Source organism: Mesorhizobium sp. P2_F5 (genome assembly GCF_056403715.1).
Genome location: NZ_JBFUEY010000018.1, coordinates 40,597 through 64,569 on the forward strand (window position 1 = coordinate 40,597; position 23,973 = coordinate 64,569).

A 23,973-nucleotide genomic window follows, 5' to 3' on the forward strand; every position below is an offset into this window, starting at 1 on the left:
TTAGCCGGTGAAATCGTTAGTGACGGTGCGGCCAACGAGCGCCGAAGCCTTCGAAGCGCTTTGTCCTGACACGGACGCGCTCTGCCTCCTGATGCAGCCCGAATGCGGTGGCAATCAGCATGGCGACGGTCATTGCGGTGGCGAGCATGTAGATCAGCATTTGCGTGTTCTCCTGCGCCTTACAACGGTTAGATGGGGTTTTGGTTTCATCTTCTGAAGTGCAAACTAGTGAACGGTGCGTGAAGTCTTCGTGAGCAAGGCATTCATCTGTCGTTCATGTCTGCGAAAAGGTTCACGTAGATGTTTCCAATCGCATTTGCCTTCCGTCCAATGCCCCGCTAGAAGCCTGCCATGACCGAACGCACCGCTCTTTATGCCGGCTCCTTCGACCCGCTGACCAACGGACACCTCGACGTCCTGAAGGCATCATTGGCTGTCGCTGACACCGTTTATGCGGCGATCGGCACCCATCCCGGCAAGACGCCGCTGTTTTCCTTCGAGGAACGGGTGAAGCTGATCGAGGCCGCGACCAAGGCCGAATTCGGCCGCGATGGCGGCCGCATCAAGGTTGTCGCCTTTGACGGGCTGGTCATCGACGCCGCCAGGAAACATGGCGCCTCGATCATGATCCGCGGCCTGCGCGACGGCACCGATCTCGACTACGAAATGCAGATGGCTGGCATGAACGAGACCATGGCGCCCGAATTGCAGACGGTTTTTCTGCCTGCCAGCCCTTCGGTGCGCACCATTACCGCCACACTTGTGCGCCAGATAGCCTCGATGGGCGGCGACATCCGTCCCTTCGTGCCGGCCGCCGTTGCCGGCGCGCTCACCGCAAAATTCAAGAAATAATCCTTCGGAGATCCCTATGCAGCTGAAGAAGCTCGCCTCATTCCTCGTCGTGCTTGCCGGTCTCGTCACCGCATCCGTCTCGGCCTTCGCCGCCGATCCGGAAAACACTATGATTATCACCTTGAAGGGCGGCGACGTCACGATCGCGCTGCGGCCCGACCTGGCGCCCAAGCATGTCGCGCAGATCAAAAAGCTGGTGCGCGAAGGCGCTTACGACAATGTCGCCTTCCACCGCGTCATCGACGGCTTCATGGCGCAGACCGGCGACGTCAAGTTCGGCAATATGAAGAAGGGGTTCAGCCCCGAGGCCGTCGGCACCGGCGGTTCCGAGCTGCCTGATCTGCCGGCTGAGTTTTCGCAGAGCGAACACTACAAGCGCGGCACGCTCGGCATGGCCCGCTCGCAGGACCCGAACTCCGCCAATTCGCAGTTCTTCATCATGTTCGCGCCAGCGCCGAACCTCGACGGCCAGTACACCATCGTCGGCAATGTCGTTAGCGGCATGGAGCTGGTGGACAAGATCAAGAAGGGCGATGAGGCCGACAATGGCACGGTCAGCGACCCCGACCGCATGATCAAGGTGCGCATCGCCGCCGACAAGTAACCTATCAAATCAATCTGTTTTTCTGAGATAAAGGATATCCGACATGGCTGAGATCAAGGACCGCGAGAACGCGCTCATCATGGAAACGACCAAGGGCAAGGTCGTCATCGAACTTTTCCCTGAACTGGCCCCCGGCCACGTCGCCCGCATCAAGGAACTGGCGCGCGAAGGCGCCTATGACGGCGTGGTTTTCCACCGCGTCATCGAAGGCTTCATGGCGCAGACCGGTGACGTCAAGTTCGGCAATTCCTCGAAGCCGACTTTTGCCCCCTCCCGCGCGGGCATGGGCGGCTCGGAAAAGCCCGACCTCAAAGCTGAGTTTTCCAACGCCAACCACGGCCGCGGCACCTGCTCGATGGCGCGTTCGCAGAACCCGAACTCGGCCAACTCGCAGTTCTTCATCTGCTTCGACGATGCCGCCTTCCTCAACCGCCAGTACACGGTCTGGGGCCAGGTGATCGAAGGCATGGACAATGTCGACAAGATCAAGCGCGGCGAGCCGGTGGTCGATCCCGACAGGATCGTGTCGCTGAAGGTCGCGGCCGACGTCAAGTAAGGACTGGCAACGATGATGGGCGTGGTCTGGTCGCTGCTCGGCATCCTGTCAGGCGCCTTCATCGCCATTCAGGCGCCGATCAATTCGCAGCTGGCGCGCGGCCTGGGTCTCCCGGTCGCGGCGGCGGCGTTTTCGTTCCTGTCGGGCGCGACCGTGCTCGGCATCATCTCCGTCGCGGTGGTGAAATTGAACGACATCTCGCTCGACTGGAAGGCGCCGGCACCCTGGCTGTTCGTCGTCGGCGGCATGCTCGGCGGCTTCTATGTCACCCTGTCGACCATCCTGACGCCGCGCATTGGTGCGGCAGCCCTGATGGCGTTCCTGGTTGCCGGCCAGTTGCTGGCCGGCATGCTGATCGACCGCGTCGGCTTCCTCGGTGTGGCTGTGCGCGAAATCTCGCTCGGCCGCATCGCCGGCGCGGTGCTGCTCTTGGCCGGAGCGCTGCTCGTCCGGCTCTACTGATGCGCGTCGACCTCTTCGACTTCGACCTGCCGGAGGAGCGCATCGCGCTGCGCCCGGCGGAGCCGCGCGACAGCGCAAGAATGCTGGTCGTCAGGCCGGGCGAAGACCTTTCGGACCGCACGGTGCGAGACCTGCCGTCGCTGCTCAGGGCCGGCGACGTGCTGGTCTTCAACGACACCAAGGTGATCCCGGCGCAGCTGAGAGGCATCAGGCGGCGCGGCGAAGCGCAGGCACAGGTCGAGGCGACGCTGCACATGCGCATGGCGCCGGACCGGTGGCTCGCCTTCATGCGGCCGGGCAAACGTATCGCTGCCGGCGATCGCATCCATTTCGGCCATGATGGCAATTCCTGCTTCCTTGGTCAGCTCGACGCGACGGTGATCGAGAAAGGCGAGGGCGGCGAAGTGCTGCTTGGCTTCGACCTCTCCGGCCCGTTTCTCGACGAGGCGCTGCACGCCGTCGGCCACATCCCGCTGCCGCCTTACATCGCCTCCAAGCGCGACGACGACGCGCGCGACCTGACCGACTACCAGACCATCTACGCCAGGGAGGAGGGCGCCGTCGCCGCACCCACCGCCGGCCTGCATTTTACGCCGGAATTGTTTGCCGCTCTCGACGCCAAGGGCATCGAGCGCCGCTTCGTCACGCTGCATGTCGGCGCCGGCACCTTTTTGCCGGTCAAGTCGGACGACACCGCCGACCACAAGATGCATGCCGAGACCGGTTCGGTCAGTGAAGCAACGGCTGACGCTCTCAATGCCGCGAAGGCGAGGGGCGGACGCATCATTGCTGTCGGCACGACCTCGCTGCGCCTGCTGGAGAGCGCGGCACGTGAGGACGGTACTCTGGCCGCATGGTCCGGCCCGACCGACATCTTCATCACACCGGGCTATCGCTTCCGCACCGCCGACTTGCTGATGACCAATTTCCATCTGCCGCGTTCGACGCTGTTCATGCTGGTTTCGGCCTTCAGCGGTCTCGACACGATGCGCGCAGCCTATGCGCATGCCATCGACACCAGCTACAGATTCTACTCCTACGGGGACGCAAGTCTGCTTTATCGAGCGGAGATGAGCGATGGACGATGACTTGCAAGCCCTCGATCGGGAGAGCCTGATCGCGGAGGTGAAAAAACTGCGCGCCGGCATTCGTGCGCACCGCGACACGACGGGCCACGATCTCTGCTGGCATCATCCCGATCTGTGGGATCTGCTGCCGGAAAAGACCGAGCCGTCGATCGCCGTGCCGCCTTGGCCAAAATTCATGCGCGGCTGCATTCAGTATCGCCAGTCGCTCGACAGGCAGGCGCCGGGCGCGCCTGTGCACGACAAGGAATTCAATGACTAAGCCGTTCACTTTCAAGGTCCTCGCCACCGACGGCAAGGCACGGCGCGGCCTGATCGACATGCCGCGCGGCGAAATCCGCACGCCGGCTTTCATGCCGGTCGGCACCGGCGGCACGGTCAAGGCCATGTATATGGACCAGGTGCGCGGTGTCGGCGCCGACATCATCCTGGGCAACACCTACCATCTGATGCTGCGACCCGGCGCCGAGCGCGTGGCGCGGCTTGGCGGGCTGCACGAGTTCGCCCGCTGGCCGCAGCCGATCCTGACCGACAGTGGCGGTTTCCAGGTGATGTCGCTGTCGAAGCTCAGGAAGCTGACCGAAAAGGGCGTCACCTTCCGCTCGCATATTGACGGCGCGGCCTACGAAATGACGCCGGAACGCTCGATCGAGATCCAGGGACTGCTCGATTCCGACATCCAGATGCAGCTCGATGAATGCACCGCGCTGCCGGCCGAGCTCAAGGAGATCGAGCGCGCGATGGAGCTGTCGCTGCGCTGGGCCGAGCGCTGCAAGACGGCGTTCGGCGACCAGCCGGCCAAGGCGATGTTCGGCATTGTGCAAGGCGGCGACAACGCGGCACTCAGGGTGCGTTCGGCGCAGGCGCTGAGCGCCATGGAGCTGAAAGGCTACGCTGTCGGCGGCCTCGCCGTCGGCGAGCCGCAAGCGGTGATGCTGGATATGCTCGACATCACCTGCCCGGAACTGCCTGACAACAAGCCTAGATATCTCATGGGCGTCGGCACGCCGGACGACATCGTGAAATCGGTGGCGCGCGGCATCGACATGTTCGATTGCGTGATGCCGACGCGCGCCGGCCGCCACGGGCTGGCCTACACCAGGCGCGGAAAGGTCAATCTCAGAAATGCCCGGCATGCCGACGATCCGCGCCCGCTCGACGAGGAGAGCGACTGTCCGGCAGCGCGCGATTATTCACGCGCCTATCTGCACCATCTCGTGCGTTCGCAGGAGGCGCTAGGCGCCATGCTGCTGACCTGGAACAACCTGTCCTACTATCAGAAGTTGATGCAGGACATTCGCGCCGCGATTGAAGCACAGGCCTTCGAAACTCGCACAGCGGAGATCAGTGAAGGCTGGGCGAGGGGCGATATTCCTGCCCTTTGAACAAACCAACGCCACCTGACGATGATTGACGGATCCACTGTCCGGGCGCAGAGTCCGGTTGGGGTCAAGCCATGACTGTCACATACGAACTTGGCGGCAAGACCGCGATTGTGACTGGCGGCTCACGAGGCATCGGCAAGGCCATTGCGGCGCAGTTGTTGAACTCCGGTGCCGAGGTCTGGATATGGGACGCTGATCCGACACTTGTGGACGGCGCGCACTGCCAGACGGTCGATGTAACAAAGGCTCACCAGATCAAAGATGCCCTGACCGAGGTCGTCGCGGACAACAGCCAGATTGACATTCTTATCAACAATGCAGGCTATTTAGGTGACTATCGTGAGTTCGAGGCATTCGATCCCATCGAGTGGCAACGCATCATCGGTGTCAACCTGATCGGCGTTTTCGAGGTTACGCACCAGGTTCTGCCGATCATGCGCAGGGCTGGTAGTGGCCGGATTATCAATATGGGGTCGCTGGCAGGCAAGGAAGGGTTGCCGAACCTAGCCGCCTATTCAGCGGCGAGTGCGGGGGTCATTGCCTTTACGAAAGCCTTGTCGCGGGAGACCTGCGATACCGACATTCGGGTTAATTGCGTGGCACCGGGGCCGATCGATACCGAGTTGATCAGGCGCCTTGGAAACGATGTGGTAAATGACATGATCAATGCCAGCCCGCTCAAGCGCCTTGGCTTGGTGGATGAAGTAGCGGCATTGGTGCTGTGGCTTTGCTCCGAAGCCTGCGCGTTCAACACCGGAGCCGTGTTCGACATGTCGGGCGGCAGGGCACGCTACTAAGACTTTTTTACTCAGGTGCTCAGCGAATTCGATGCGCGCAAGCTGCAGCCGGTGATCTGGAACGTGCCATCGGGCTGCTGCTGCAGCGTGTAGACGGCCTCACAGTTCTTGCCGTCGGGACCGACGATCAGCACCTGCTGGATAATCGAACCCGGCCCCATCTGCTCGACCTTGCCGAAGGAATAGCTTTGTGGCTGGCGCACCGGCGGATAGCCGTTGGTGACCATATTCATGAAGGCGTCGACGGTCGGGAAAATCTGCTTCACGTTTGGAGCGGCGAAACTGTAGGCCTTGGCGCCATCATTGGCTATGAGCGCCTTCAACTGACCATCGATGACGGCCTGGCCGGCTTTGACTTCGGCGTCGCCGGCAAGGGCTGCCGAGACGAACAGGGTTGACGCGAACAGCAATGAAACGACTGCGAATGCGATGCGGCGCATGGCCTGTCTCCTTTGTCCCCCAACAAAAGCTGTCCAAGGACGCATCATACCATACGCTTGGCGTGGCCTCACGGTTTCAGCAACTGTAGATATTCGCCACGCAAGGACCACAAGATCGTGCTTAAGCATCTTTTAAGGCGGGGGCGCGCATCGTAAGGGACGGGTGGGGACCTGTTCGCGCAGCCAGGGGACGAACCATGTTCGGACAGCCGATCGACCGGCGCCGTTTGCTGAAGGGCGCGGCAAGCCTTGCAGTTCTGGCTCCCTTGCCCGCCTGGGCAAGCACCGGGCCGACCGTCACCGAAATCGCCTTCGACCCGGCCATCCCGGCGCTCGGCAATCCGGATGGCGACGTCACCATCGCTGAATTCGTCGACTATCAGTGCCCGATCTGCAAACTCGTCTTCGTCGAGCTGAAGAAACTGATGGAAGAGGACAGCGGCATCCGGCTGGTGATGAAGGACTGGCCGATCTTCGGCGACGTCTCTCGCGACGCGGCACGCGTGACCCTGCTCAGCGGCAAGCACTATGCCGCGGCTGTCGATGCGCTGATGACCAATCAGCGCGGCCTTTCGGAGCGCCGCACCAACGATATTCTTGCTTCTGTCGGCGTCGATGTGGCGATGGTGCGGGCCGATCTCGCCATCCGTGAGCCCGACATTGACGCTGCACTTTTGCGCACCGACAGGCAGGCGACAGCCTTCAGCTGCGCGGCACGCCGGCTTTGGTCATCGGCGGTAGTCTCTACCGGCGCGGCATGCCGGTGGCCGAACTCAGGCAGGCTGTTGCGAAGGCACGTTCGGCCTGATGCTTGAAAGCCGGGCGGCAGTCTGCCACAAGGGCCGCTTGTTTGCTGAAGCTTGATCGGGACCGGCAATGAAGACGTTTTTCATGCAGATAAAGTGCGACCTGGGCAAATCCTATGAGGTCGCCAGCGCGCTCGCCGATGCCGAGATCGCCTCGGAAATCTACTCGACCGCCGGCAATTACGACCTGCTTGCCAAATTCTACGTCGACGACGAGGAAGATGTCGGCCACTTCGTCAACGAGAAAGTGCAGATTATTCCCGGAATCAAGGACACCTTCACGGTCGTCACTTTCCGCGCTTTCTAGAGCCACATCAGGCACTTGCCCGGCGACAAGGCAAAGCCTGATTATACCCCTGGTTCGACTGCCTGAATTTTGGGCAGTCGAAACATACTGATCGCCGATATCCTCCAAATCACCGATTGCGCTTGATTTTCTCCCGCGACGCCAGTGAAATGGCGTCACAGGGGAGTATGCGATTGGCAGCGTTCGATGAAATGCTTCCGGATGTTTCCGGACTGAGAAAACCGTATACGGCTTACGACCGCTGGCTGAAGGAGCAGGACCCGGCCAGGCTTACCGAAAAAATGCAGGACGCCGAGCGCGTCTTCCGCAAGACCGGCATTACCTTCGCCGTCTATGGCGAGCAGGAAGCCTCCGAGCGGCTGATCCCCTTCGACATCGTTCCGCGCATCATCTCCGGCAATGAATGGCGCCGGCTGACGCAAGGCATCGAGCAGCGCGTGCAGGCGCTGAACGCTTTCCTCGACGACATTTATCACCGCCAGGAAATCCTGCGCGCCGGCCGCGTACCGAGAGAGTTGATCGCCAGGAACGAAGCCTTCCTGCCGGAAATGATCGGGGTCAGGCCGCCGGCCGGCGTCTACACCCATATTATCGGCGTCGATATTGTCCGCATCTCGGAGAACGAGTTCTACGTGCTGGAGGACAATGCGCGCACGCCGTCGGGTGTTTCCTACATGCTGGAGAACCGCGAGACGATGATGCAGCTCTTCCCGGAGCTGTTCCAGCAGATCAAGGTGCGGCCGGTGGAGAACTATCCGCAGCTCTTGCGCCAATCGCTGGCCGCGGTCAGGCCGCAAAGCACCAAGGGCGCGCCGACCATCGCTGTGCTGACGCCTGGCAGCTTCAATTCCGCCTATTTCGAACATGCCTTCCTTGCCGACCAGATGGGCGTGCAGCTGGTAGAAGGTCAGGATTTGCGCGTCGTCGACGGCCATGTCGCCATGCGCACGACCGAAGGCTACAAGCAGATCGACGTGCTTTACCGGCGGGTCGACGATTCCTTCCTCGACCCACTGACGTTCCGGCCGGACTCGGCCCTTGGCGTGCCCGGCATCATGGACGTCTACCGCGCTGGCAACATCACCATCGCCAATGCGCCGGGCACCGGCATCGCCGACGACAAGGCGATCTATTCCTACATGCCCGAGATCGTCGAATTCTACACCGGCCGCAAGGCGATCCTCGGCAACATCCCGACCTGGCGCTGCTCCGAGGCTGACAGCCTGAAATACGTGCTCGAGCACATCCATGAGCTGGTCATCAAGGAAGTGCACGGCTCCGGCGGCTACGGCATGCTGGTCGGCCCGGCGGCGACCAAGAAGGAATGCCAGGATTTCGCCAAGAAACTGCAGGCCAAGCCCTCGAACTACATCGCCCAGCCGACGCTGGCGCTGTCGACTTGTCCGATCCTGACCGAAAAAGGCCTGTCGCCCCGCCATGTCGATCTGCGGCCCTACGTGTTGGTTTCCGACCGCATCCAGATCGTGCCTGGCGGCTTGACCCGGGTAGCGCTCAAGGAAGGGTCGCTGGTGGTGAATTCCTCGCAAGGCGGCGGGACGAAGGATACCTGGGTGTTGGATGATTGAAAGAGTGAATAGCGAATAGCGAATAGCGAGTAGCGAGTAGGGAAAGAGGGGGATACGACGGCGATCAATTCCTACAGGGATCTGATTGTTTGGAAGGCGGCCCTAGGGTTGGCAGTAAATTGCTACTCGGCCACGAAAGGCTTTCCGAACAGCGAAGCATACGGGATGACCTCTCAGATACGACGGTCGGCGGCTTCCATCGCAGCAAATGTCGCGGAAGGTCACGGACGAGAAAGCACAGGAGCCTTCATTCAGTTTCTTCGCGTGGCACAGGGCTCCCTAAAAGAATTGGAGACACATCTGATCCTGTGTGGAGAGGTAGGATTGATGGTCGAAGCGGAGGTCGCCAACTTGCTTGGCCAAACCGAGGACATTGGGAAAATGCTGCGTTCGATGATCAGGAGCCTGCAACAAAAATCATGAAAAGTTCCTTCCCCTATTCGCTATTCGCTATTCGCTATTCGCTCATCGGGGCACACTGATATGCTTCTCGGCCGCACCGCCAACGGGCTCTACTGGATGAACCGCTACATCGAGCGGGCGGAAAACATGGCCCGCCTGGTCGATGCCGGTCTGCGCATGGCGCTGACCCGTACCCAGAGCGCCTCGGAAGAGTGGAATTCGGTGCTGCTCAGCGCCGGCTCCGACGTCGCCTTCACGCAGAAGTATTCGGATTACACCGCCGCCAATGTCGCCGACTTCCTGCTGCGTGACACCTCGAACCCGTCGAGCACGATGTCGGCGATCGAGACTGCGCGCAACAATGCCCGCATGGTGCGCACGGCGCTGACACGCGAAACCTGGGAGAGCATCAACGAAGCCTGGATGGCGCTGAAGCGCATGCTGGCAAAGCCCATCGACGAGCGCGACCTGCCGAGCGTGCTCGACGCCATTAAGCGCGAGACGGCGCTGATCCGCGGTTCGTTCTACGGCACCATGCTGCGCAACGAGATTTTCGATTTCTCGCAGCTCGGCACTTATGTCGAGCGCGCCGACAACACGGCGCGCATCCTCGATGTGAAGTATTATGTGCTGCTGCCGTCGATCTCCTGGGTCGGCTCGAGCCTCGACAATTACCAGTGGGAATCGATCCTGCGCTCGGTATCGGCGCATCGCTCCTACCGCTGGGTCTACGAGGCCGACTACAAACCGACCAACATCGCCGACTATCTGATCCTCAATGTCCGCATGCCGCGCTCGCTGACCTTCTGCTATCGTTTTCTCGCCGAGCATCTGAAGTTCCTCGGTGACGATTATGGCGAGCGCCATGCCTGCCACGCCACTGTCGACAGGACCCAGGCGATGCTGCGGGCAGGGTCGATCAAGGACATTTTCGACGCCGGCCTGCATGAATTCCTGGCTCGGTTCATTCAAGACAACACCAAGCTTGGCGAAGAGATCGCTCAAGATTACCGGTTCAATTGAGCATGATCCCGAACCGGAGGGCCGCGTTAGCGAAAAGTGGGACCCGGTTTTCGGACAAGGTCATGCTCAAAGCGGAAGACAAGTTATGCGGCTGAAAATCACCCACCGGACCGAGTACCGCTACGATGCGCCGGTGCACTATCTGCTTCAGCGGCTGCGGCTGCTGCCGGTCAGTGGCCCGACGCAGACCGTGCTGTCCTGGGCGCTGAAGATCGAGGGTGCGCGCGAGGAAGTGCGTTTCACTGACCATTTCGGCAATGATAACAGGCTGTTGAGCGTCGAGGGCGAGCGCGACTTCATCACTGTCGAGGCCTCCGGCGAGGTTGTCACGCGTGACACAGCAGGTGTTTCCGGCCCGCATCACGGTTTCGCGCCGCTCTGGCTGTTCAGCCAGGAGACCGCTTTGACCGTCCCCGGCGAGGGCATTCGCGAGCTTGCCGCGGCGGTCGGCAAAGGCACCGATATCGAAAGGCTGCATCGGCTGATGGCGCTGATCGTCGAGCGCGTCGCCTATACGCCGGGCACCACCAGCGTGACGACCCCGGCGGAAGAGGCTTTGGCGCTGAAGACCGGCGTTTGCCAGGATCACAGCCATATCTTTGTCGCCGCCGCCCGCGCCATGGGCTTCCCGGCCCGCTATGTCAGCGGCTATCTGATGATGGATGCCGCCATCGAGCAGGCGGCAAGCCATGCCTGGGCCGAAGCCCATGTGCAAGGTCTCGGTTGGGTTGCCTTCGACGCCGCCAACGGCATTTCTCCTGATGAACGCTATGTCAGGGTGGCCACCGGCCGCGATTACCGCGATGCCTCGCCGGTGTCGGGAATTCGACTGGGACAGGCGGAGGAACAGCTTGCGGTCACGGTCACGGTAGAGCAGTAGTTCTCCGCAAGATTGCTGCCTGAAGAGATTCCATGACTTATTGCGTCGGCCTCAAGATCGATCGTGGGCTCGTGTTCATGTCGGACACGCGCACCAACGCCGGCATGGATTCTATCTCGACCTTCAAGAAGATGCATGTCTGGGAAGAGCCCGGCGAGCGCGTCATCGTTTTGATGTCGGCCGGCAATCTGGCAACGACGCAGGCCGTCGTCAGCCTGCTCGACGAGCGCACCAAGGCGGTTGCCGATCGCCACGCGACGCTGCTGGAAACACCCTCCATGTACCAGACGGTGCGGCTGGTCGGCGACACCGTCAAGGAAGTGATCGCCAGTTCGTCGCCGGCCGGCGAGAAGGCGGATTCCTACTTCAATGCCTCCTTCATCCTCGGCGGCCAGATCAAGGGCAGCCCGCCACGGCTGTTCATGATCTATCCCGAAGGCAATTTCATCGAATCCACCGACGACACGCCGTTCTTCCAGATCGGCGAGACCAAATACGGCAAGCCGATCATCATCCGCGCCTATGAAAGGACGATGAGCCTGGCCGAAACGGTCAAGCTCTTGCTGGTCTCTTTCGATTCGACGCTGAAATCGAACCTCTCCGTCGGCCTGCCGCTCGACCTGCTGTTCCTGGAGAAGGACACGTTCAAGGTTGGGCTAAGGAAGCGGATCGGCCAGGATGATCAGTACTACCGCACCATTTCGGACGGTTGGTCGAATGCGTTGAAGACGGCTTTTGCCAGCCTGCCTGATTTCCCGGGATAGCGACCCCAGCATTTCTTCTTCCTGCCGGGCACATCGGCCGCATCTTTCAGAAATCCGTCTAAGGCGCAGTGATGGGAATGAGAATTGTTTTTGAGCCTCTGCGTTTGAACCAGGTCAGTTTTTTCGATTCAGGGCTTTTCGTGTGCACGATATCGACTTCGGCCAGGTAGTTTCCGCTCGTCGAAGGCGCCGTCACCATCAGGTTTACGGTCTCGGAATCCCCAGGTCCAATTGGTTTGCCGAGGGGCGTCAGGGGACCATCCTCGGAGATTATTTGCCCGTCCTGATCGACAAAGTGATAGCTGGCAAATACGAGATGGTACCCGTCCGTTGAAGACCACATTTCCGTGCTTTTGTTCGTGACCGAAACAGGGATTAGAATTCCGCCTGCGGGGGCAGCTGCCATTACAGGGAGCGTGCCTTCGTATTTCAATTCAGCCAGATATTCCGGGTACGCTTGGGGAGGTCCCACCCTTAGGTTGTACTCGTAATTTCCTCTTCCATTATAGTAGGATCCGGAAACAAAGACCGAAGCAAAAAAAATCCTTAGAATTTGTTGAGATATACCATGCGTTATTCCGACGGTGAAGATGTTTCTATTTCTCAGGAATAAGACGCTGCACATGGTTCCAAAAATAAAGGTAACAATCATCAGTCGTATGTTTGGTATATGAAGAGAAGAAAATATGGCTGATGAAAAAAAGATTGCTGTCGCGGGATTTCTGAAGATCTTAAGTGTTCTCTGGAGAAAGAAGCACTGCAAAAGAAATTGCTGAGCTATTCCAGAAATTAGACCAAGGAAGAGATCCGACAGTAGCTCCCTGCGGGTTTCTTGTTGCTTGACGAAATAATTTTCGATGGAAAAGTTCTGGCGATATATGAGTATAAGTGCTGACGCGGCGACCAAAATAATGAAAATGACGACGAGGCATTCTCGTCCGGAAACCCATATGTTGTCAGTTCGGATGCCCATCTCCCGCAACGAAATACGGCGTATGTAAAAACTGAGAATGATGGAGCACAAAAGAAGCGCGATCAAAAAGCCACGGGGAATGTTTTTTACCAGCCACAGCTTGTAAAAAAATGCCGACAGACCAGCGGGCAGGGGGATTTCCAGAAGGTAGACCCCCCAAAACCAAAACGATACTATCCACCAGTAGCTGACGAGTATTCCAAAAAAGACCAGAAGCTCCAAAAAGGAGACACGTCTGGGATATGTCTCATAAACCCTTCTCAGCCATGTCAAATTAAATGCCCCACCCGCAACCACGAAATTGTGGTTATTACTGGAGTCTATTGGGTTTCCCTGGCAGGCGCAAACCAGATTCGGGGCTGTCGTAGGCGGTCGACATCGGGCTGCGAGGCGCTTCCGGTTGCTCAATGGTTGGCCAGGGATTTGTTCCCGGAGGGATGGAAGGCAAGCGCGGTCCGCGCACGAATTGCCGTTTCTGGATGCGCTGTTATTGGTATCCATTCAGACGGGCGGTGCCGTGACCTGTATGGGGAGAGATAATGAAGAACAGCGATTTCCGCCAATGGTCGAGGCGCGCCGCGGATTGGGGCGTCGATTACCGCTCCTCGCTGCGTGAAAGGCCGGTGCGGCCATTAGTCGAACCGGGCGACATCTTTCGCAGCATCGAGCCTTCGCCGCCCGAAACAGCCGAACCGATGGAAAAGATCTTCGCCGATTTCGAAGCCAAGATCGTGCCGGGCATGACGCACTGGCAGCATCCACGGTTCTTTGCCTATTTCCCGGCCAATGCCGCACCGGTCTCGGTGGTGGCCGAATATCTGGTCTCGGCGATGGCCGCGCAATGCATGCTGTGGCAGACCTCGCCGGCGGCGACCGAACTCGAAACCCGCATCGTCGACTGGATGCGCCAGGCGCTCGGACTGCCCGAAGGATTTTCTGGCGTCATCCAGGATTCGGCCTCGTCGGCAACGCTGGCCGCCGTGCTGACCATGCGCGAGCGCGCGCTCGATTGGCAGGGCAACAAACAGGGCCTGGCCGGGCAGAAGCGGCTGCGCATCTATTCCTCTGATCAGGTCCACACCTCGATCGACCGCGCGATCTGGGTGTCGGGCATCGGTGAGGACAATCTGGTCCGCATTCCGGTCGCGGGTCGCTTCCGCGCCATGGACACGACAGCACTCGAGGCGGCAATCGTCGCCGACCGCGCGGCCGGTATGCTGCCCGCCGGCATCATCGCCAGCGTCGGCGGCACCAGCACCGGCGGCACCGACAATGTCGCTGAAGTCGCCGCGGTGGCGAAACGGCACGGGCTCTATCTGCATGTCGATGCCGCCTGGGCCGGATCGGCGATGATCTGCCCGGAATTTCGCCATTTCTGGGCTGGCGCCGAGCAGGCCGATTCCATCGTCTTCAACCCGCATAAGTGGCTTGGCGCGCAATTCGACTGCTCGATGCAGTTTATCCGCCAGCCCGAGGATCTCGTCCGCACCCTGGCAATCAAACCCGAATTCCTGAAAACGCACGGCCGCGACGGCATCATCAACTATTCCGAATGGTCGGTGCCGCTTGGCCGCCGCTTCCGGGCGCTGAAACTGTGGTTCCTGCTGCGTGCGCACGGTCTGGAGGCGCTGCGCACCATGATCCGCAACCATGTCGCGTGGAGCGAAGGGCTTGCCGCGCGGCTGGCGAGCGAGCCGGATTTCGAGATCGTCACCGAACCGATGCTGTCGCTGTTTTCATTCCGTCACAAGGCCTCCGCCGATGCCGACGACCACAATCTGCGCCTGGTCAATGCCATCAATGATGACGGCCGCCTCTATCTGACGCAGACAAGGGTGGACGGACGCGTCGCCATCCGCTTCCAGGTTGGACAGTTCGAGACGACGGCAGACGACGTCGATACCGCCTTCACCGTCATTTGCAACTGTGCAAGATCCCTGGGAGATTGATAGAGATCGTCCGGCGGTTCCACCGCAGAGGATAGCCAGCAAGGAATTGCGAGCAAGGACATGGCCGGGCAGGGCGAAGCAGCGAGCCGGAATCTGACGGGCGTCTGGAGCGGGCGTTATTTCTACCCGCGCGAGCTGGCGCCGGTCTCCTTCGTCGCGACGCTGATCGAGACGGCAACCAGCTTGACGGGGGCGACCCACGAACCGGCCGGGCCGGCGACCGCCGCTGTGAGATACGCAACCTTGCAAGGGCAGCGCGACGGCAACTCCGTCTCCTTCATCAAGACATACGACAATGCAAGATCGAACGTGGACCTGATCCACTACAGCGGCATTCTGAACGGTGATGCCACCGAGATCGAAGGGACCTGGCGAATCCCTGGAAACTGGTCGGGAAAATTCCTGATGATCCGCTCGCCGGGCAAAGTCGCTGCCGTCGCCCTAGAGGTGGCGGAGCGGGTCTGAGCTGTATTTGCCTGGTTCGCCTTTGCAATCATCGGTATTTCATTAGCCGGCTTCTCCCTTTTCATTGCTTTCGTTTTCAGTTACAAACAAGAAAAACGAAAACGGGAGGTTCTCAGTGTATCTGTCGCCGCGCCATGCCGAAATCATCCAGATGGCGAAAGACCATGGCCGCGTGCTGGTCGACGATCTGGCCACGCAATTCAACGTGACGCCGCAGACCATCCGCAAGGATCTCAACGATCTCTGCGACCAGCGGCTGCTGACGCGCATCCATGGCGGCGCCTTGTTCCCGTCCGGCATCGAGAACATGGAGTACGAAGCGCGCCGCAAGATCGCCGCCGACGAGAAGGAGGCGATCGGCCGCGCGGCGGCCAGGCTGATTCCCGACAACGCCTCGCTGTTCATCAATATCGGCACCACGACCGAGTCGGTCAGCAAGGCGCTGCTCGATCACACCGGGCTCATGGTCATCACCAATAACATCAATGTTGCCAATAGGATGCGCATTTATCCTTCGATCGAGGTGGTGATCGCCGGCGGCGTTGTGCGCGGCTCCGACGGTGGCGTGGTCGGCGAGGCGGCGGTCGATTTCATCAGGCAGTTCAAGGTCGACTATGCCGTGATCGGCGCCTCTGCCATCGACCATGACGGCGCGCTGCTCGATTTCGACTTTCGTGAAGTGAAAGTGGCGCAAGCCATCATTGCCAATGCCAGGCATGTCATCCTGGTTTCCGACCAGACGAAGTTCGAACGCACAGCACCGGTTCGCATCGGCCATCTGTCGCAGGTCAACACCTTCATCACCGACCGTTGCGACATCCCCTCGGTGCGAAGGATCTGCGAGGAGGCCGAGGTTCAACTGATCGAGACCTCGCTGGCCTAGAGGCTGCATCACAGCCCCGTGATATTTCGTTTGACATTCGTTCTTATTTCGAAATAATCCCGGTACGGTTTCGTAAAAACCTAAAAATGCTGCAATGCGAAATCGCGGGAGGGCTTTGTGGACGCAATCCATGACATCTTCGTCATCGGTGGCGGCATCAATGGCTGCGGCATCGCCCGCGACGCCGTTGGGCGAGGCTTTTCCGTGTTTCTGGCCGAGATGAACGATCTCGCCAGCGGAACCTCCTCCGGTTCGACCAAACTGATCCATGGCGGCCTGCGCTATCTCGAATTCTACGAGTTCCGGCTGGTGCGCGAGGCGCTGATGGAGCGCGAGGTTCTGTGGAAGAACGCGCCGCACATTATCTGGCCGATGCGCTTCGTGCTGCCCTATGCCAAGGGCCTGCGCCCGGCCTGGCTGATCCGGCTTGGCCTTTTCCTCTACGATCATATTGGCGGCCGCAAATTGCTGCCGGCGACGCGCACGCTCGATATGTCGAAGGACCCTGCCGGCAAACCGTTGAAGCCGCTGTTCCACAAGGCGTTCGAATATTCGGACGGCTGGGTCAACGATGCCCGCCTGGTGGCGTTGAACGCACGTGACGCCGCCGACCGCGGCGCCACCATCCGCACCCGCACGAAAGTCGTTGCGGCGCGGCGCGAAGGCGATATCTGGGCGATCCGGCTGGAAGATCTGGCGACCGGAAAGGCCGAGGAGGTCAAGGCCCGGCTGCTGGTCAACGCGGCCGGTCCGTGGGTTGACCATGTCCTGTCGGCCACTGTGGGTCAGAACGACGTGCACAATGTCCGCCTGGTGCAGGGCAGCCATATCGTCATCAAGAAGAAGTTCGACGATCCGCGCGCCTACTTCTTCCAGAACAAGGATGGCCGCATCATCTTCGCCATTCCCTATGAGGAAGAGTTCACGCTGATCGGCACCACCGATCGCGACTATCCCGGCGATCCGCATGACGTGAAGATCAGCGACACCGAGATCGATTATCTCTGCGCCGCGGCGAGCGAATATTTTGCCCAACCCGTGACGCGCCCCGACATCGTCTGGACCTATTCGGCCGTGCGCCCGCTCTACGACGATGGCGCTTCGAAGGCGCAGGAAGCGACCCGCGACTATGTGCTGAAAGCCGATGGCGGCGAGGGCAAGGCGCCGATCGTCAACGCTTTCGGCGGCAAGATCACCACCTATCGGCGGCTGTCGGAATCGATGCTGGAAAAGATCGAAGGCTTTCTCGGCAAGCGCGGCAAGCCATGGACGGCGAACGCGCCCTTGCCGGGCGGCGATTTCCCGGCCACCGGTTTCGACGCCCAGGTGGCGAAGCTGAAGAGCGCCTATCCCTTTCTCGACCAGCGCCTGGCGCGCCGGCTGACCAGGCTTTACGGCACGCGCGCGCAAGTGCTGCTCGGCCTCGCCAAGTCGAATGCCGACCTCGGCCGCAATTTCGGCGCCGATCTTTATGAGGCCGAGGTGCGCTACCTCGCGGAAAACGAATGGGCGCTGACCGCCGAAGATGTATTGTGGCGTCGCACCAAGCGCGGCCTGCATTTCAACCGCGAGCAGACGGCGACCCTCGATGAATTCATGCGCGGCATCCGCCGGCGCCATGTCGCGGCAGCGGAATAGGGAAGGCGATTGATGCACAAGGCCTGGGAGGAGGCATCATGCTGGAACTGAGAAACGTGACGAAGACGGTCGGTGCGGCGGAGCATATCCGCGACGTGTCGCTGACGCTTCAACACGGCTCGCTCAACGTCCTGCTCGGGCCAACGCTGTCGGGCAAGACCAGCCTGATGCGGCTGATGGCCGGGCTCGACGTGCCGACCTCCGGTTCGGTCTGGTTCGACGGCCAGAATGTCACCGGCATGCCGGTACAGCAGCGCAAGATCGCCATGGTCTACCAGCAGTTCATCAATTACCCCGCGATGACCGTCTACGAGAACATCGCCTCGCCGCTGCGGGTGGCCGGCACTGACCAGGCCAAGATCGACAAGGAAGTGCGTAATGCGGCAGCGCTGCTGAAGCTGACGCCCTATCTTGACCGCACGCCGCTCAGCCTGTCCGGCGGCCAGCAGCAGCGCACGGCGCTCGCGCGCGCCATCGTCAAGAACGCCAGCCTGGTGTTGCTCGACGAGCCGCTCGCCAATCTCGACTACAAATTGCGCGAGGAGCTGCGCGCCGAGCTGCCGAAGATCTTTGCCGCCGCCGGCACCATCTTCGTCTACGCCACGACCGAGCCGCACGAAGCGCTGCTGCTCGGCGGCAACACGGCGACGCTTTCGGAAGGGCGCATAACCCAGTTCGGGCCGACCATCGACGTCTTCCGCAAGCCGATCGACCTGGTGACGGCAAGGACCTTTGCCGATCCGCCGCTCAACACCATCGTGCTGGCCAAGAAGGGCCCGGATTTCCTGCTCGAAGGCGGGGTCAAACTGCCGGTGCCGGCCGAACTCGCCGGCATTGCCGATGCGAACTACACGATCGGCTTCCAGCCGCATCATCTGTCGCTGGAGCGACCCGACGCCGCCGCCGTGCCGGTGCGCGCCAAGGTGACGATCACCGAGATCACCGGTTCGGAAAGCTTCATCCATCTCGACTTCGCCGATGCGCGCTGGGTCATGCTGACCCATGGCATCCGCGATTTCGAGCCCGACGCCGAGATCGAGGTGTTCATCGATCCGCGCCACATCATGGTCTTCGACGGCAACGGCAGCGCCGTCGTCGCGTCGAAGCTTGCGGCTTGAGGGGGAAGAGATGGCGCGCATCGACGTCAACCATGTCAGGCACTCCTACTTGCCCAACCCGCAGAAGGATGCCGATTTCGCGCTCAGGGAAGTGCACCACACTTTCGAGGATGGCGGCGCCTATGCGCTACTAGGCCCCTCGGGTTGCGGCAAGACCACGCTGCTCAACATCATTTCGGGCCTGCTGCATCCCTCGCACGGAGAGCTGCTGTTCAACGGCAAGGACGTCACCAACCTGTCGACGCAGGAGCGCAACATCGCGCAGGTGTTCCAGTTCCCGGTCATCTACGACACCATGACTGTCTACGACAATCTGGCCTTCCCGCTGCGCAACCGCGGCGTGCCGGAAGCCGATGTCGACCGCAAGGTGCGCGAGACGCTGGAGATGATCGACCTGGCGTCCTGGGCGAAGAAGAAGGCGAGGGGCCTGACGGCCGACCAGAAGCAGAAGATTTCGCTTGGCCGCGGCCTGGTGCGCTCCGACGTCAACGCCATCCTGTTCGACGAGCCGCTGACCGTCATCGATCCGCATATGAAGTGGGTGCTGCGCTCGCAATTGAAGCAACTCCACCGCCGCTTCGGCTACACCATGGTCTATGTCACCCACGACCAGACCGAGGCGTTGACCTTCGCCGACCAGGTGGTGGTGATGTATGATGGCGGCATCGTCCAGATCGGCACGCCGGCTGAATTGTTCGAGCGTCCGCGTCACACCTTTGTCGGCTATTTCATCGGCTCACCCGGCATGAACGTCATGCCGGTGGCGATCGACGGCAAGACCGCGACCATCGGCAGCCAGCGCATCGAACTGCCCGGCGCACCAAAGACTTCTGGGAACACCGGCACCGGCGCCCTCGAACTCGGCATCCGCCCCGAATATGTCAGGCTCGGCCGCGACGGCATGGCGGTGAAAATCAGCAAGGTCGAGGATCTCGGTCGCCACAAGGTGGTGCGCGCCAGTCTCGAAGGCCGCGAGATCGCTGCCGTCATCGGCGAGGACGAGAGCGTGCCGGCCGATCCGAAAGTGCGCTTCGACCCGGCCGGCATCAACATCTATGCCGATTCCTGGCGTGTCGAGATGGGGGCATAGATGGAAAAGACCTGGAACAACAAGGCCTGGTTCCTGGTGCTGCCGGTGCTGGTGCTGGTGGCATTCTCGGCCGTCATCCCGCTGATGACCGTCGTCAATTATTCGGTGCAGGACACGTTCGGCAACAACGTCTTCTTCTGGGCCGGCACCGAATGGTTCGAAGAATTGCTGTCGTCCAGCCGGTTCTGGGAAGCGATGGTCCGCAACCTGATCTTCTCCTTCATCATCCTCGCCATCGAAGTGCCGCTCGGCATCTTCATCGCCCTCAACATGCCGAAGAAGGGCTGGGGCGTGCCGGTCTGCCTGGTGCTGATGGCGCTGCCGCTGCTGATCCCGTGGAACGTCGTCGGAACCATCTGGCAGGTGTTCGGCCGCAACGACATCGGCCTGCTCGGCTACTACGTCAACGCGCTCGGCATCGACTACAATTATGTACAGGATCCGTTCGACGCCTGGGTCACCATCATCATCATGGATGTCTGGCACTGGACCAGCCTTGTCGTACTGCTCTGCTATGCCGGCCTGGTCTCGATCCCCGACGCCTTCTACCAGGCGGCCAAGATCGACGGCGCCTCGCGCTGGGCGGTGTTCCGCTACATCCAGCTGCCGAAGATGCAGCGCGTGCTTCTGATCGCCGTGCTGTTGCGCTTCATGGACTCATTCATGATCTACACCGAGCCCTTCGTCGTCACCGGCGGCGGCCCCGGCAATTCGACGACCTTCCTGTCGATCGACCTCGTCAAGACGGCGCTCGGCCAGTTCGACCTCGGTCCGGCTGCCGCCATGTCGCTGGTCTATTTCCTGATCATCCTGTTGTTGTCGTGGGTGTTCTACACCGTGATGACCAACTACGACGCGGAGCGCTGAGATGAGCGGCGCCAACGAGAGAGCTGACCGAGTGAGCGAGACGACAGCCGCAGGCAAACTGGCGAGCACGCTCTCGCAGGACCAGGTCGCCCGGCTGATGCGCAAGCGCGGCGAGGAATCGCGCTGGTGGTGGATCGTGCCGACGGTCTACATCATCGTGCTTTTGCTGCCGATCTACTGGCTCATCAATATGAGCTTCAAGACCAACGCCGAGATCGTGTCGTCGCTGACGCTCTATCCGCATCAGCCGACGATCGCCAACTACGTCACCATCTTCACCGACGCCTCCTGGTATTCGGGCTACATCAACTCGATCACCTATGTGGTGATGAACATGGTGATCTCGGTGGCGGCAGCACTACCGGCGGCCTACGCTTTCTCGCGCTACCGCTTCCTCGGCGACAAGCACCTGTTCTTCTGGCTGTTGACCAACCGCATGGCGCCGCCGGCGGTGTTCGCGTTGCCGTTCTTCCAGCTCTACTCGGCCTTCGGCCTGATCGATACCCATATAGCGGTGGCGCTGGCGCACTGCCTGTTCAACGTGCCGCTGGCGGTGTGGATCCTCGAAGGCTTCATGTCGGGCGTGCCGAAGGAGATCGACGAGACCGCCTACATCGACGGCTACTCGTTCCCGCGCTTCTTCGTTAGGATCTTCATGCCGCTGATCGCCAGCGGCATCGGTGTCGCCTGCTTCTTCTGCTTCATGTTCTCATGGGTGGAACTGCTGATCGCGCGCACGCTGACCACTACCGACGCCAAGCCGATCGCCGCCACCATGACCCGCACGGTCTCGGCCGCCGGCATGGACTGGGGCCTGCTGGCAGCCGCCGGCGTGCTGACGCTGATCCCCGGCGCGCTGGTCATCTGGTTTGTCCGCAACTACATCGCCAAGGGCTTCGCCCTGGGGAGGGTGTGACCATGAACCTCGACCTCACCTGGATGGCGTGGACGTGGCCGACGGCCGCCTTCTTCGGCACCATTCTTTTGCTGCTGTGCGGCATGGCATTTTGGGAATTCGCCTCGCCGGGCGGCAATCCGCGCATCGGCATCCTGCGTTTCGAAACGACGCGCGGCGATCGTCTTTTCCTGTCGCTGCTCGGCAGCGCCTTTATCCATCTCGCTTGGCTGGGTCTTGTCGGATCCAACCTGTGGTGGGCTCTCGCTCTCTCCGTGGTCTACGCCGTCGGCGTGTTCCGCTACGTATAGAGGGGGAAACTGTTGGAGCGACCGCGTGCCGGCGGCCGCTCCAGATCGCACTTGAAACCTTAAAACAGTGGAGGAAACTAATGCGACGGCAATTTTTAACATCAACAACCGCCCTTGTCCTGTTGCTCGGGGCAGGCAACGCCTATGCCGGAATGGACGAGGCCAAGGCGTTCCTGGACAAGGAAATCGGCCCGCTGTCGACACTCGACCGCGCCGGCCAGGAAGCCGAAATGCAATGGTTCATCGATGCCGCGAAGCCTTTCGCCGGCATGGACATCAAGGTCGTGTCGGAAACCATCGCCACCCACCAGTATGAATCGCAGGTGCTGGCGCCGGCCTTTACCGCCATCACCGGCATCAAGGTCACGCATGACGTCATCCAGGAAGGCGACGTCGTCGAGAAGATCCAGACCCAGATGCAGACGGGGCAGAACCTCTATGACGGCTGGGTCAACGATTCCGATCTGATCGGCACCCACTGGCGCTACCAGCAGGTCCGCAACCTGACCGACTGGATGGCGGGCGAGGGCAAGGACGTCACCAATCCGAACCTCGACCTGAAGGACTTTATCGGCACCTCCTTCACCACGGCGCCGGACAAGAAGCTCTACCAGCTKCCCGACCAGCAGTTCGCCAACCTCTACTGGTTCCGTTACGACTGGTTCAACGACGAGAAGAACAAGGCCGACTTCAAGGCCAAATACGGCTACGACCTCGGCGTTCCCGTCAACTGGTCCGCCTATGAGGACATCGCCGAGTTCTTCACCGGCCGCGAGATCGACGGCAAGAAGGTCTATGGCCACATGGACTACGGCAAGAAGGATCCGTCGCTCGGCTGGCGGTTCACCGACGCCTGGCTGTCGATGGCCGGCAATGGCGACAAGGGCCTGCCGAACGGCCTGCCGGTCGACGAATGGGGCATCAAGGTCGACGAGAATTCGCGTCCCGTCGGCTCCTGCACGGCGCGCGGTGGCGACACCAACGGCCCGGCCGCCGTCTACTCTATCCAGAAGTACCTCGACTGGCTGAAGGCCTACGCTCCGGCCGAAGCCCAGGGCATGACCTTCTCCGAATCCGGCCCGGTGCCGGCGCAGGGCGCGGTCGCGCAGCAGATCTTCTGGTACACCGCCTTCACCGCTTCGATGGTCGACGCCGGCGCCAAGGCGGTGCTGAACGACGACGGCACGCCGAAGTGGCGCATGGCGCCGTCGCCGCATGGCGTCTACTGGAAGGACGGCATGAAGCTCGGCTATCAGGACGTGGGTTCCTGGACGCTGATGAAGTCGACGCCGACCGACCGCGCCAAGGCCGCCTGGCTCTACGCGCAGTTCGTGACCTCGAAGACGGTCGACGTGAAGAAGAGCCACGTTGGTCTCACGTTCATCCGTGAGAGCACGATCCACGACAAGAGCTTCACCGAACGTGCGCCGAAGCTTGGCGGTCTGATCGAGTTCTATCGCTCGCCGGCCCGCGTCCAGTGGTCGCCGACCGGCACCAACGTGCCTGACTATCCGAAGCTGGCACAGCTTTGGTGGCAGGCGATCGGCGATGCGTCGTCGGGCGCCAAGACGGCGCAGGAGGCGATGGACTCGCTCTGCGGCGAACAGGAAAAGGTCATGAGCCGTATCGAGAAGTCGGGCGTCCAGGGCGATATCGGCCCGAAGATGGCCGAAGAGCATGATCTTGCTTTCTGGAACGCCGACGCGGTGGCCAAGGGCAATCTCGCGCCTCAGCTGAAGATCGAGAACGAGAAGGAAAAGCCGATCACCATCAACTACGACGAACTGGTGAAGAGCTGGCAGAAGTAAGACCATTTGATGCAGGCGTTCACGCCC

At 60.9% G+C, this 23,973-nt stretch carries 28 protein-coding genes; 25 read left to right on the forward strand and 3 right to left on the reverse strand.

From position 1 onward, the window contains the following. Positions 1-16: 16 nt before the first annotated feature. Positions 17-160 (reverse strand): hypothetical protein, encoded by a 144-nt coding sequence (locus tag AC1DYO_RS22290; RefSeq protein ID WP_181057120.1) that lies wholly within the window; start codon positions 158-160, stop codon positions 17-19. A gap of 191 nt (positions 161-351) precedes the next feature. On the opposite strand from AC1DYO_RS22290, the gene coaD reads away from it, so the two are divergent. From coaD to AC1DYO_RS22330, 8 genes are all read left to right on the forward strand, one after another. Next, entirely contained in the window at positions 352-852 is a 501-nt protein-coding gene (coaD, locus tag AC1DYO_RS22295; protein WP_112561542.1) for a pantetheine-phosphate adenylyltransferase, read from the forward strand. 109 nt (positions 853-961) lie between these two features. Continuing rightward, positions 962-1,456, forward strand: coding sequence for a peptidylprolyl isomerase (locus tag AC1DYO_RS22300; RefSeq protein ID WP_477266735.1), 495 nt, complete (start codon positions 962-964; stop codon positions 1,454-1,456). A gap of 43 nt (positions 1,457-1,499) precedes the next feature. After that, entirely contained in the window at positions 1,500-2,012 is a 513-nt protein-coding gene (locus tag AC1DYO_RS22305; RefSeq protein ID WP_477266655.1) for a peptidylprolyl isomerase, read from the forward strand. 12 nt (positions 2,013-2,024) lie between these two features. Further along, positions 2,025-2,474, forward strand: a complete 450-nt coding sequence (locus AC1DYO_RS22310) for a DMT family transporter (protein WP_477266656.1) — start codon at positions 2,025-2,027, stop codon at positions 2,472-2,474. Then, a complete protein-coding gene (gene queA / locus AC1DYO_RS22315; protein ID WP_477266657.1) occupies positions 2,474-3,562 on the forward strand; it encodes a tRNA preQ1(34) S-adenosylmethionine ribosyltransferase-isomerase QueA in 1,089 nt (362 codons plus the stop codon). Before AC1DYO_RS22310 ends, queA begins: the two co-directional genes overlap by 1 nt. Further along, entirely contained in the window at positions 3,552-3,821 is a 270-nt protein-coding gene (locus tag AC1DYO_RS22320) for a hypothetical protein (protein WP_477266658.1), read from the forward strand. Before queA ends, AC1DYO_RS22320 begins: the two co-directional genes overlap by 11 nt. Further along, on the forward strand, positions 3,814-4,944 hold the full coding sequence (tgt, locus tag AC1DYO_RS22325) for a tRNA guanosine(34) transglycosylase Tgt (RefSeq protein WP_477266659.1): 1,131 nt from the start codon (positions 3,814-3,816) through the stop codon (positions 4,942-4,944). The genes AC1DYO_RS22320 and tgt overlap by 8 nt, the downstream gene beginning before the upstream one ends. A gap of 71 nt (positions 4,945-5,015) precedes the next feature. Continuing rightward, positions 5,016-5,741, forward strand: coding sequence for an SDR family NAD(P)-dependent oxidoreductase (locus tag AC1DYO_RS22330; RefSeq protein WP_477266660.1), 726 nt, complete (start codon positions 5,016-5,018; stop codon positions 5,739-5,741). Between the two features lie 11 nt (positions 5,742-5,752). Here AC1DYO_RS22330 and AC1DYO_RS22335 read toward each other — a convergent pair whose 3' ends face one another. Then, a complete protein-coding gene (locus AC1DYO_RS22335) occupies positions 5,753-6,181 on the reverse strand; it encodes a DUF4864 domain-containing protein (RefSeq protein ID WP_477266661.1) in 429 nt (142 codons plus the stop codon). Positions 6,182-6,378: 197 nt separating this feature from the next. On the opposite strand from AC1DYO_RS22335, the gene AC1DYO_RS22340 reads away from it, so the two are divergent. The 7 genes from AC1DYO_RS22340 (at position 6,379) to AC1DYO_RS22370 (ending at position 11,949) form a co-directional block, all read left to right on the forward strand. Next, entirely contained in the window at positions 6,379-6,996 is a 618-nt protein-coding gene (locus tag AC1DYO_RS22340; protein WP_477266662.1) for a thioredoxin domain-containing protein, read from the forward strand. Between the two features lie 61 nt (positions 6,997-7,057). After that, the gene (locus AC1DYO_RS22345) at positions 7,058-7,294 is read left to right on the forward strand and encodes an Lrp/AsnC family transcriptional regulator (RefSeq protein ID WP_023670963.1); all 237 of its coding nucleotides are present in this window, start codon (positions 7,058-7,060) and stop codon (positions 7,292-7,294) included. Positions 7,295-7,467: 173 nt separating this feature from the next. Continuing rightward, on the forward strand, positions 7,468-8,880 hold the full coding sequence (locus tag AC1DYO_RS22350; RefSeq protein ID WP_477266663.1) for a circularly permuted type 2 ATP-grasp protein: 1,413 nt from the start codon (positions 7,468-7,470) through the stop codon (positions 8,878-8,880). A gap of 108 nt (positions 8,881-8,988) precedes the next feature. Next, complete coding sequence (locus AC1DYO_RS22355; protein ID WP_235984193.1) at positions 8,989-9,303, forward strand: four helix bundle protein; 315 nt, start codon at positions 8,989-8,991, stop codon at positions 9,301-9,303. Between the two features lie 60 nt (positions 9,304-9,363). Next, the gene (locus AC1DYO_RS22360; protein WP_477266664.1) at positions 9,364-10,305 is read left to right on the forward strand and encodes an alpha-E domain-containing protein; all 942 of its coding nucleotides are present in this window, start codon (positions 9,364-9,366) and stop codon (positions 10,303-10,305) included. An 85-nt stretch (positions 10,306-10,390) separates the two neighbouring features. Next, positions 10,391-11,185, forward strand: a complete 795-nt coding sequence (locus tag AC1DYO_RS22365) for a transglutaminase family protein (RefSeq protein WP_181057108.1) — start codon at positions 10,391-10,393, stop codon at positions 11,183-11,185. A gap of 32 nt (positions 11,186-11,217) precedes the next feature. Continuing rightward, a complete protein-coding gene (locus tag AC1DYO_RS22370) occupies positions 11,218-11,949 on the forward strand; it encodes a proteasome-type protease (protein WP_181057107.1) in 732 nt (243 codons plus the stop codon). A 58-nt stretch (positions 11,950-12,007) separates the two neighbouring features. On the opposite strand, the gene AC1DYO_RS22375 is transcribed toward AC1DYO_RS22370, so the two are convergent. Then, positions 12,008-13,144 (reverse strand): lysostaphin resistance A-like protein, encoded by a 1,137-nt coding sequence (locus AC1DYO_RS22375; RefSeq protein WP_477266665.1) that lies wholly within the window; start codon positions 13,142-13,144, stop codon positions 12,008-12,010. Positions 13,145-13,461: 317 nt separating this feature from the next. Here AC1DYO_RS22375 and AC1DYO_RS22380 point away from each other — a divergent pair, with 317 nt between their 5' ends. The 10 genes from AC1DYO_RS22380 (at position 13,462) to AC1DYO_RS22425 (ending at position 23,946) form a co-directional block, all read left to right on the forward strand. Then, the gene (locus AC1DYO_RS22380; RefSeq protein WP_477266666.1) at positions 13,462-14,871 is read left to right on the forward strand and encodes a pyridoxal phosphate-dependent decarboxylase family protein; all 1,410 of its coding nucleotides are present in this window, start codon (positions 13,462-13,464) and stop codon (positions 14,869-14,871) included. 60 nt (positions 14,872-14,931) lie between these two features. After that, positions 14,932-15,336: a hypothetical protein gene (locus AC1DYO_RS22385; protein WP_477266667.1), complete on the forward strand. Its 405-nt coding sequence runs from the start codon at positions 14,932-14,934 to the stop codon at positions 15,334-15,336. Positions 15,337-15,451: 115 nt separating this feature from the next. Further along, on the forward strand, positions 15,452-16,219 hold the full coding sequence (locus AC1DYO_RS22390; RefSeq protein WP_477266668.1) for a DeoR/GlpR family DNA-binding transcription regulator: 768 nt from the start codon (positions 15,452-15,454) through the stop codon (positions 16,217-16,219). Between the two features lie 117 nt (positions 16,220-16,336). Next, complete coding sequence (gene glpD, locus AC1DYO_RS22395) at positions 16,337-17,857, forward strand: glycerol-3-phosphate dehydrogenase (RefSeq protein ID WP_477266669.1); 1,521 nt, start codon at positions 16,337-16,339, stop codon at positions 17,855-17,857. Positions 17,858-17,895: 38 nt separating this feature from the next. Continuing rightward, positions 17,896-18,975: an ABC transporter ATP-binding protein gene (locus tag AC1DYO_RS22400; RefSeq protein WP_477266670.1), complete on the forward strand. Its 1,080-nt coding sequence runs from the start codon at positions 17,896-17,898 to the stop codon at positions 18,973-18,975. Between the two features lie 10 nt (positions 18,976-18,985). Continuing rightward, the gene (locus AC1DYO_RS22405) at positions 18,986-20,065 is read left to right on the forward strand and encodes an ABC transporter ATP-binding protein (protein ID WP_477266671.1); all 1,080 of its coding nucleotides are present in this window, start codon (positions 18,986-18,988) and stop codon (positions 20,063-20,065) included. Then, positions 20,066-20,932, forward strand: coding sequence for a carbohydrate ABC transporter permease (locus AC1DYO_RS22410; protein WP_477266672.1), 867 nt, complete (start codon positions 20,066-20,068; stop codon positions 20,930-20,932). Position 20,933: 1 nt separating this feature from the next. After that, a complete protein-coding gene (locus AC1DYO_RS22415; protein ID WP_477266673.1) occupies positions 20,934-21,848 on the forward strand; it encodes a carbohydrate ABC transporter permease in 915 nt (304 codons plus the stop codon). A gap of 2 nt (positions 21,849-21,850) precedes the next feature. Next, positions 21,851-22,138: a DUF2160 domain-containing protein gene (locus tag AC1DYO_RS22420; RefSeq protein ID WP_477266674.1), complete on the forward strand. Its 288-nt coding sequence runs from the start codon at positions 21,851-21,853 to the stop codon at positions 22,136-22,138. An 80-nt stretch (positions 22,139-22,218) separates the two neighbouring features. Beyond that, positions 22,219-23,946 (forward strand): ABC transporter substrate-binding protein, encoded by a 1,728-nt coding sequence (locus tag AC1DYO_RS22425; RefSeq protein ID WP_477266675.1) that lies wholly within the window; start codon positions 22,219-22,221, stop codon positions 23,944-23,946. Positions 23,947-23,973: the final 27 nt, after the last annotated feature.

Coding starts and splice junctions, on each gene's coding strand:
- AC1DYO_RS22290 (WP_181057120.1), bottom strand. CDS start 160: ATGCTGATCTACATGCTCGCCACCGCAATGACCGTCGCCATGCTGATT.
- coaD (WP_112561542.1), top strand. CDS start 352: ATGACCGAACGCACCGCTCTTTATGCCGGCTCCTTCGACCCGCTGACC.
- AC1DYO_RS22300 (WP_477266735.1), top strand. CDS start 962: ATGATTATCACCTTGAAGGGCGGCGACGTCACGATCGCGCTGCGGCCC.
- AC1DYO_RS22305 (WP_477266655.1), top strand. CDS start 1,500: ATGGCTGAGATCAAGGACCGCGAGAACGCGCTCATCATGGAAACGACC.
- AC1DYO_RS22310 (WP_477266656.1), top strand. CDS start 2,025: ATGATGGGCGTGGTCTGGTCGCTGCTCGGCATCCTGTCAGGCGCCTTC.
- queA (WP_477266657.1), top strand. CDS start 2,474: ATGCGCGTCGACCTCTTCGACTTCGACCTGCCGGAGGAGCGCATCGCG.
- AC1DYO_RS22320 (WP_477266658.1), top strand. CDS start 3,552: ATGGACGATGACTTGCAAGCCCTCGATCGGGAGAGCCTGATCGCGGAG.
- tgt (WP_477266659.1), top strand. CDS start 3,814: ATGACTAAGCCGTTCACTTTCAAGGTCCTCGCCACCGACGGCAAGGCA.
- AC1DYO_RS22330 (WP_477266660.1), top strand. CDS start 5,016: ATGACTGTCACATACGAACTTGGCGGCAAGACCGCGATTGTGACTGGC.
- AC1DYO_RS22335 (WP_477266661.1), bottom strand. CDS start 6,181: ATGCGCCGCATCGCATTCGCAGTCGTTTCATTGCTGTTCGCGTCAACC.
- AC1DYO_RS22340 (WP_477266662.1), top strand. CDS start 6,379: ATGTTCGGACAGCCGATCGACCGGCGCCGTTTGCTGAAGGGCGCGGCA.
- AC1DYO_RS22345 (WP_023670963.1), top strand. CDS start 7,058: ATGAAGACGTTTTTCATGCAGATAAAGTGCGACCTGGGCAAATCCTAT.
- AC1DYO_RS22360 (WP_477266664.1), top strand. CDS start 9,364: ATGCTTCTCGGCCGCACCGCCAACGGGCTCTACTGGATGAACCGCTAC.
- AC1DYO_RS22365 (WP_181057108.1), top strand. CDS start 10,391: ATGCGGCTGAAAATCACCCACCGGACCGAGTACCGCTACGATGCGCCG.
- AC1DYO_RS22370 (WP_181057107.1), top strand. CDS start 11,218: ATGACTTATTGCGTCGGCCTCAAGATCGATCGTGGGCTCGTGTTCATG.
- AC1DYO_RS22380 (WP_477266666.1), top strand. CDS start 13,462: ATGAAGAACAGCGATTTCCGCCAATGGTCGAGGCGCGCCGCGGATTGG.
- AC1DYO_RS22385 (WP_477266667.1), top strand. CDS start 14,932: ATGGCCGGGCAGGGCGAAGCAGCGAGCCGGAATCTGACGGGCGTCTGG.
- AC1DYO_RS22400 (WP_477266670.1), top strand. CDS start 17,896: ATGCTGGAACTGAGAAACGTGACGAAGACGGTCGGTGCGGCGGAGCAT.
- AC1DYO_RS22405 (WP_477266671.1), top strand. CDS start 18,986: ATGGCGCGCATCGACGTCAACCATGTCAGGCACTCCTACTTGCCCAAC.
- AC1DYO_RS22410 (WP_477266672.1), top strand. CDS start 20,066: ATGGAAAAGACCTGGAACAACAAGGCCTGGTTCCTGGTGCTGCCGGTG.
- AC1DYO_RS22415 (WP_477266673.1), top strand. CDS start 20,934: ATGAGCGGCGCCAACGAGAGAGCTGACCGAGTGAGCGAGACGACAGCC.
- AC1DYO_RS22420 (WP_477266674.1), top strand. CDS start 21,851: ATGAACCTCGACCTCACCTGGATGGCGTGGACGTGGCCGACGGCCGCC.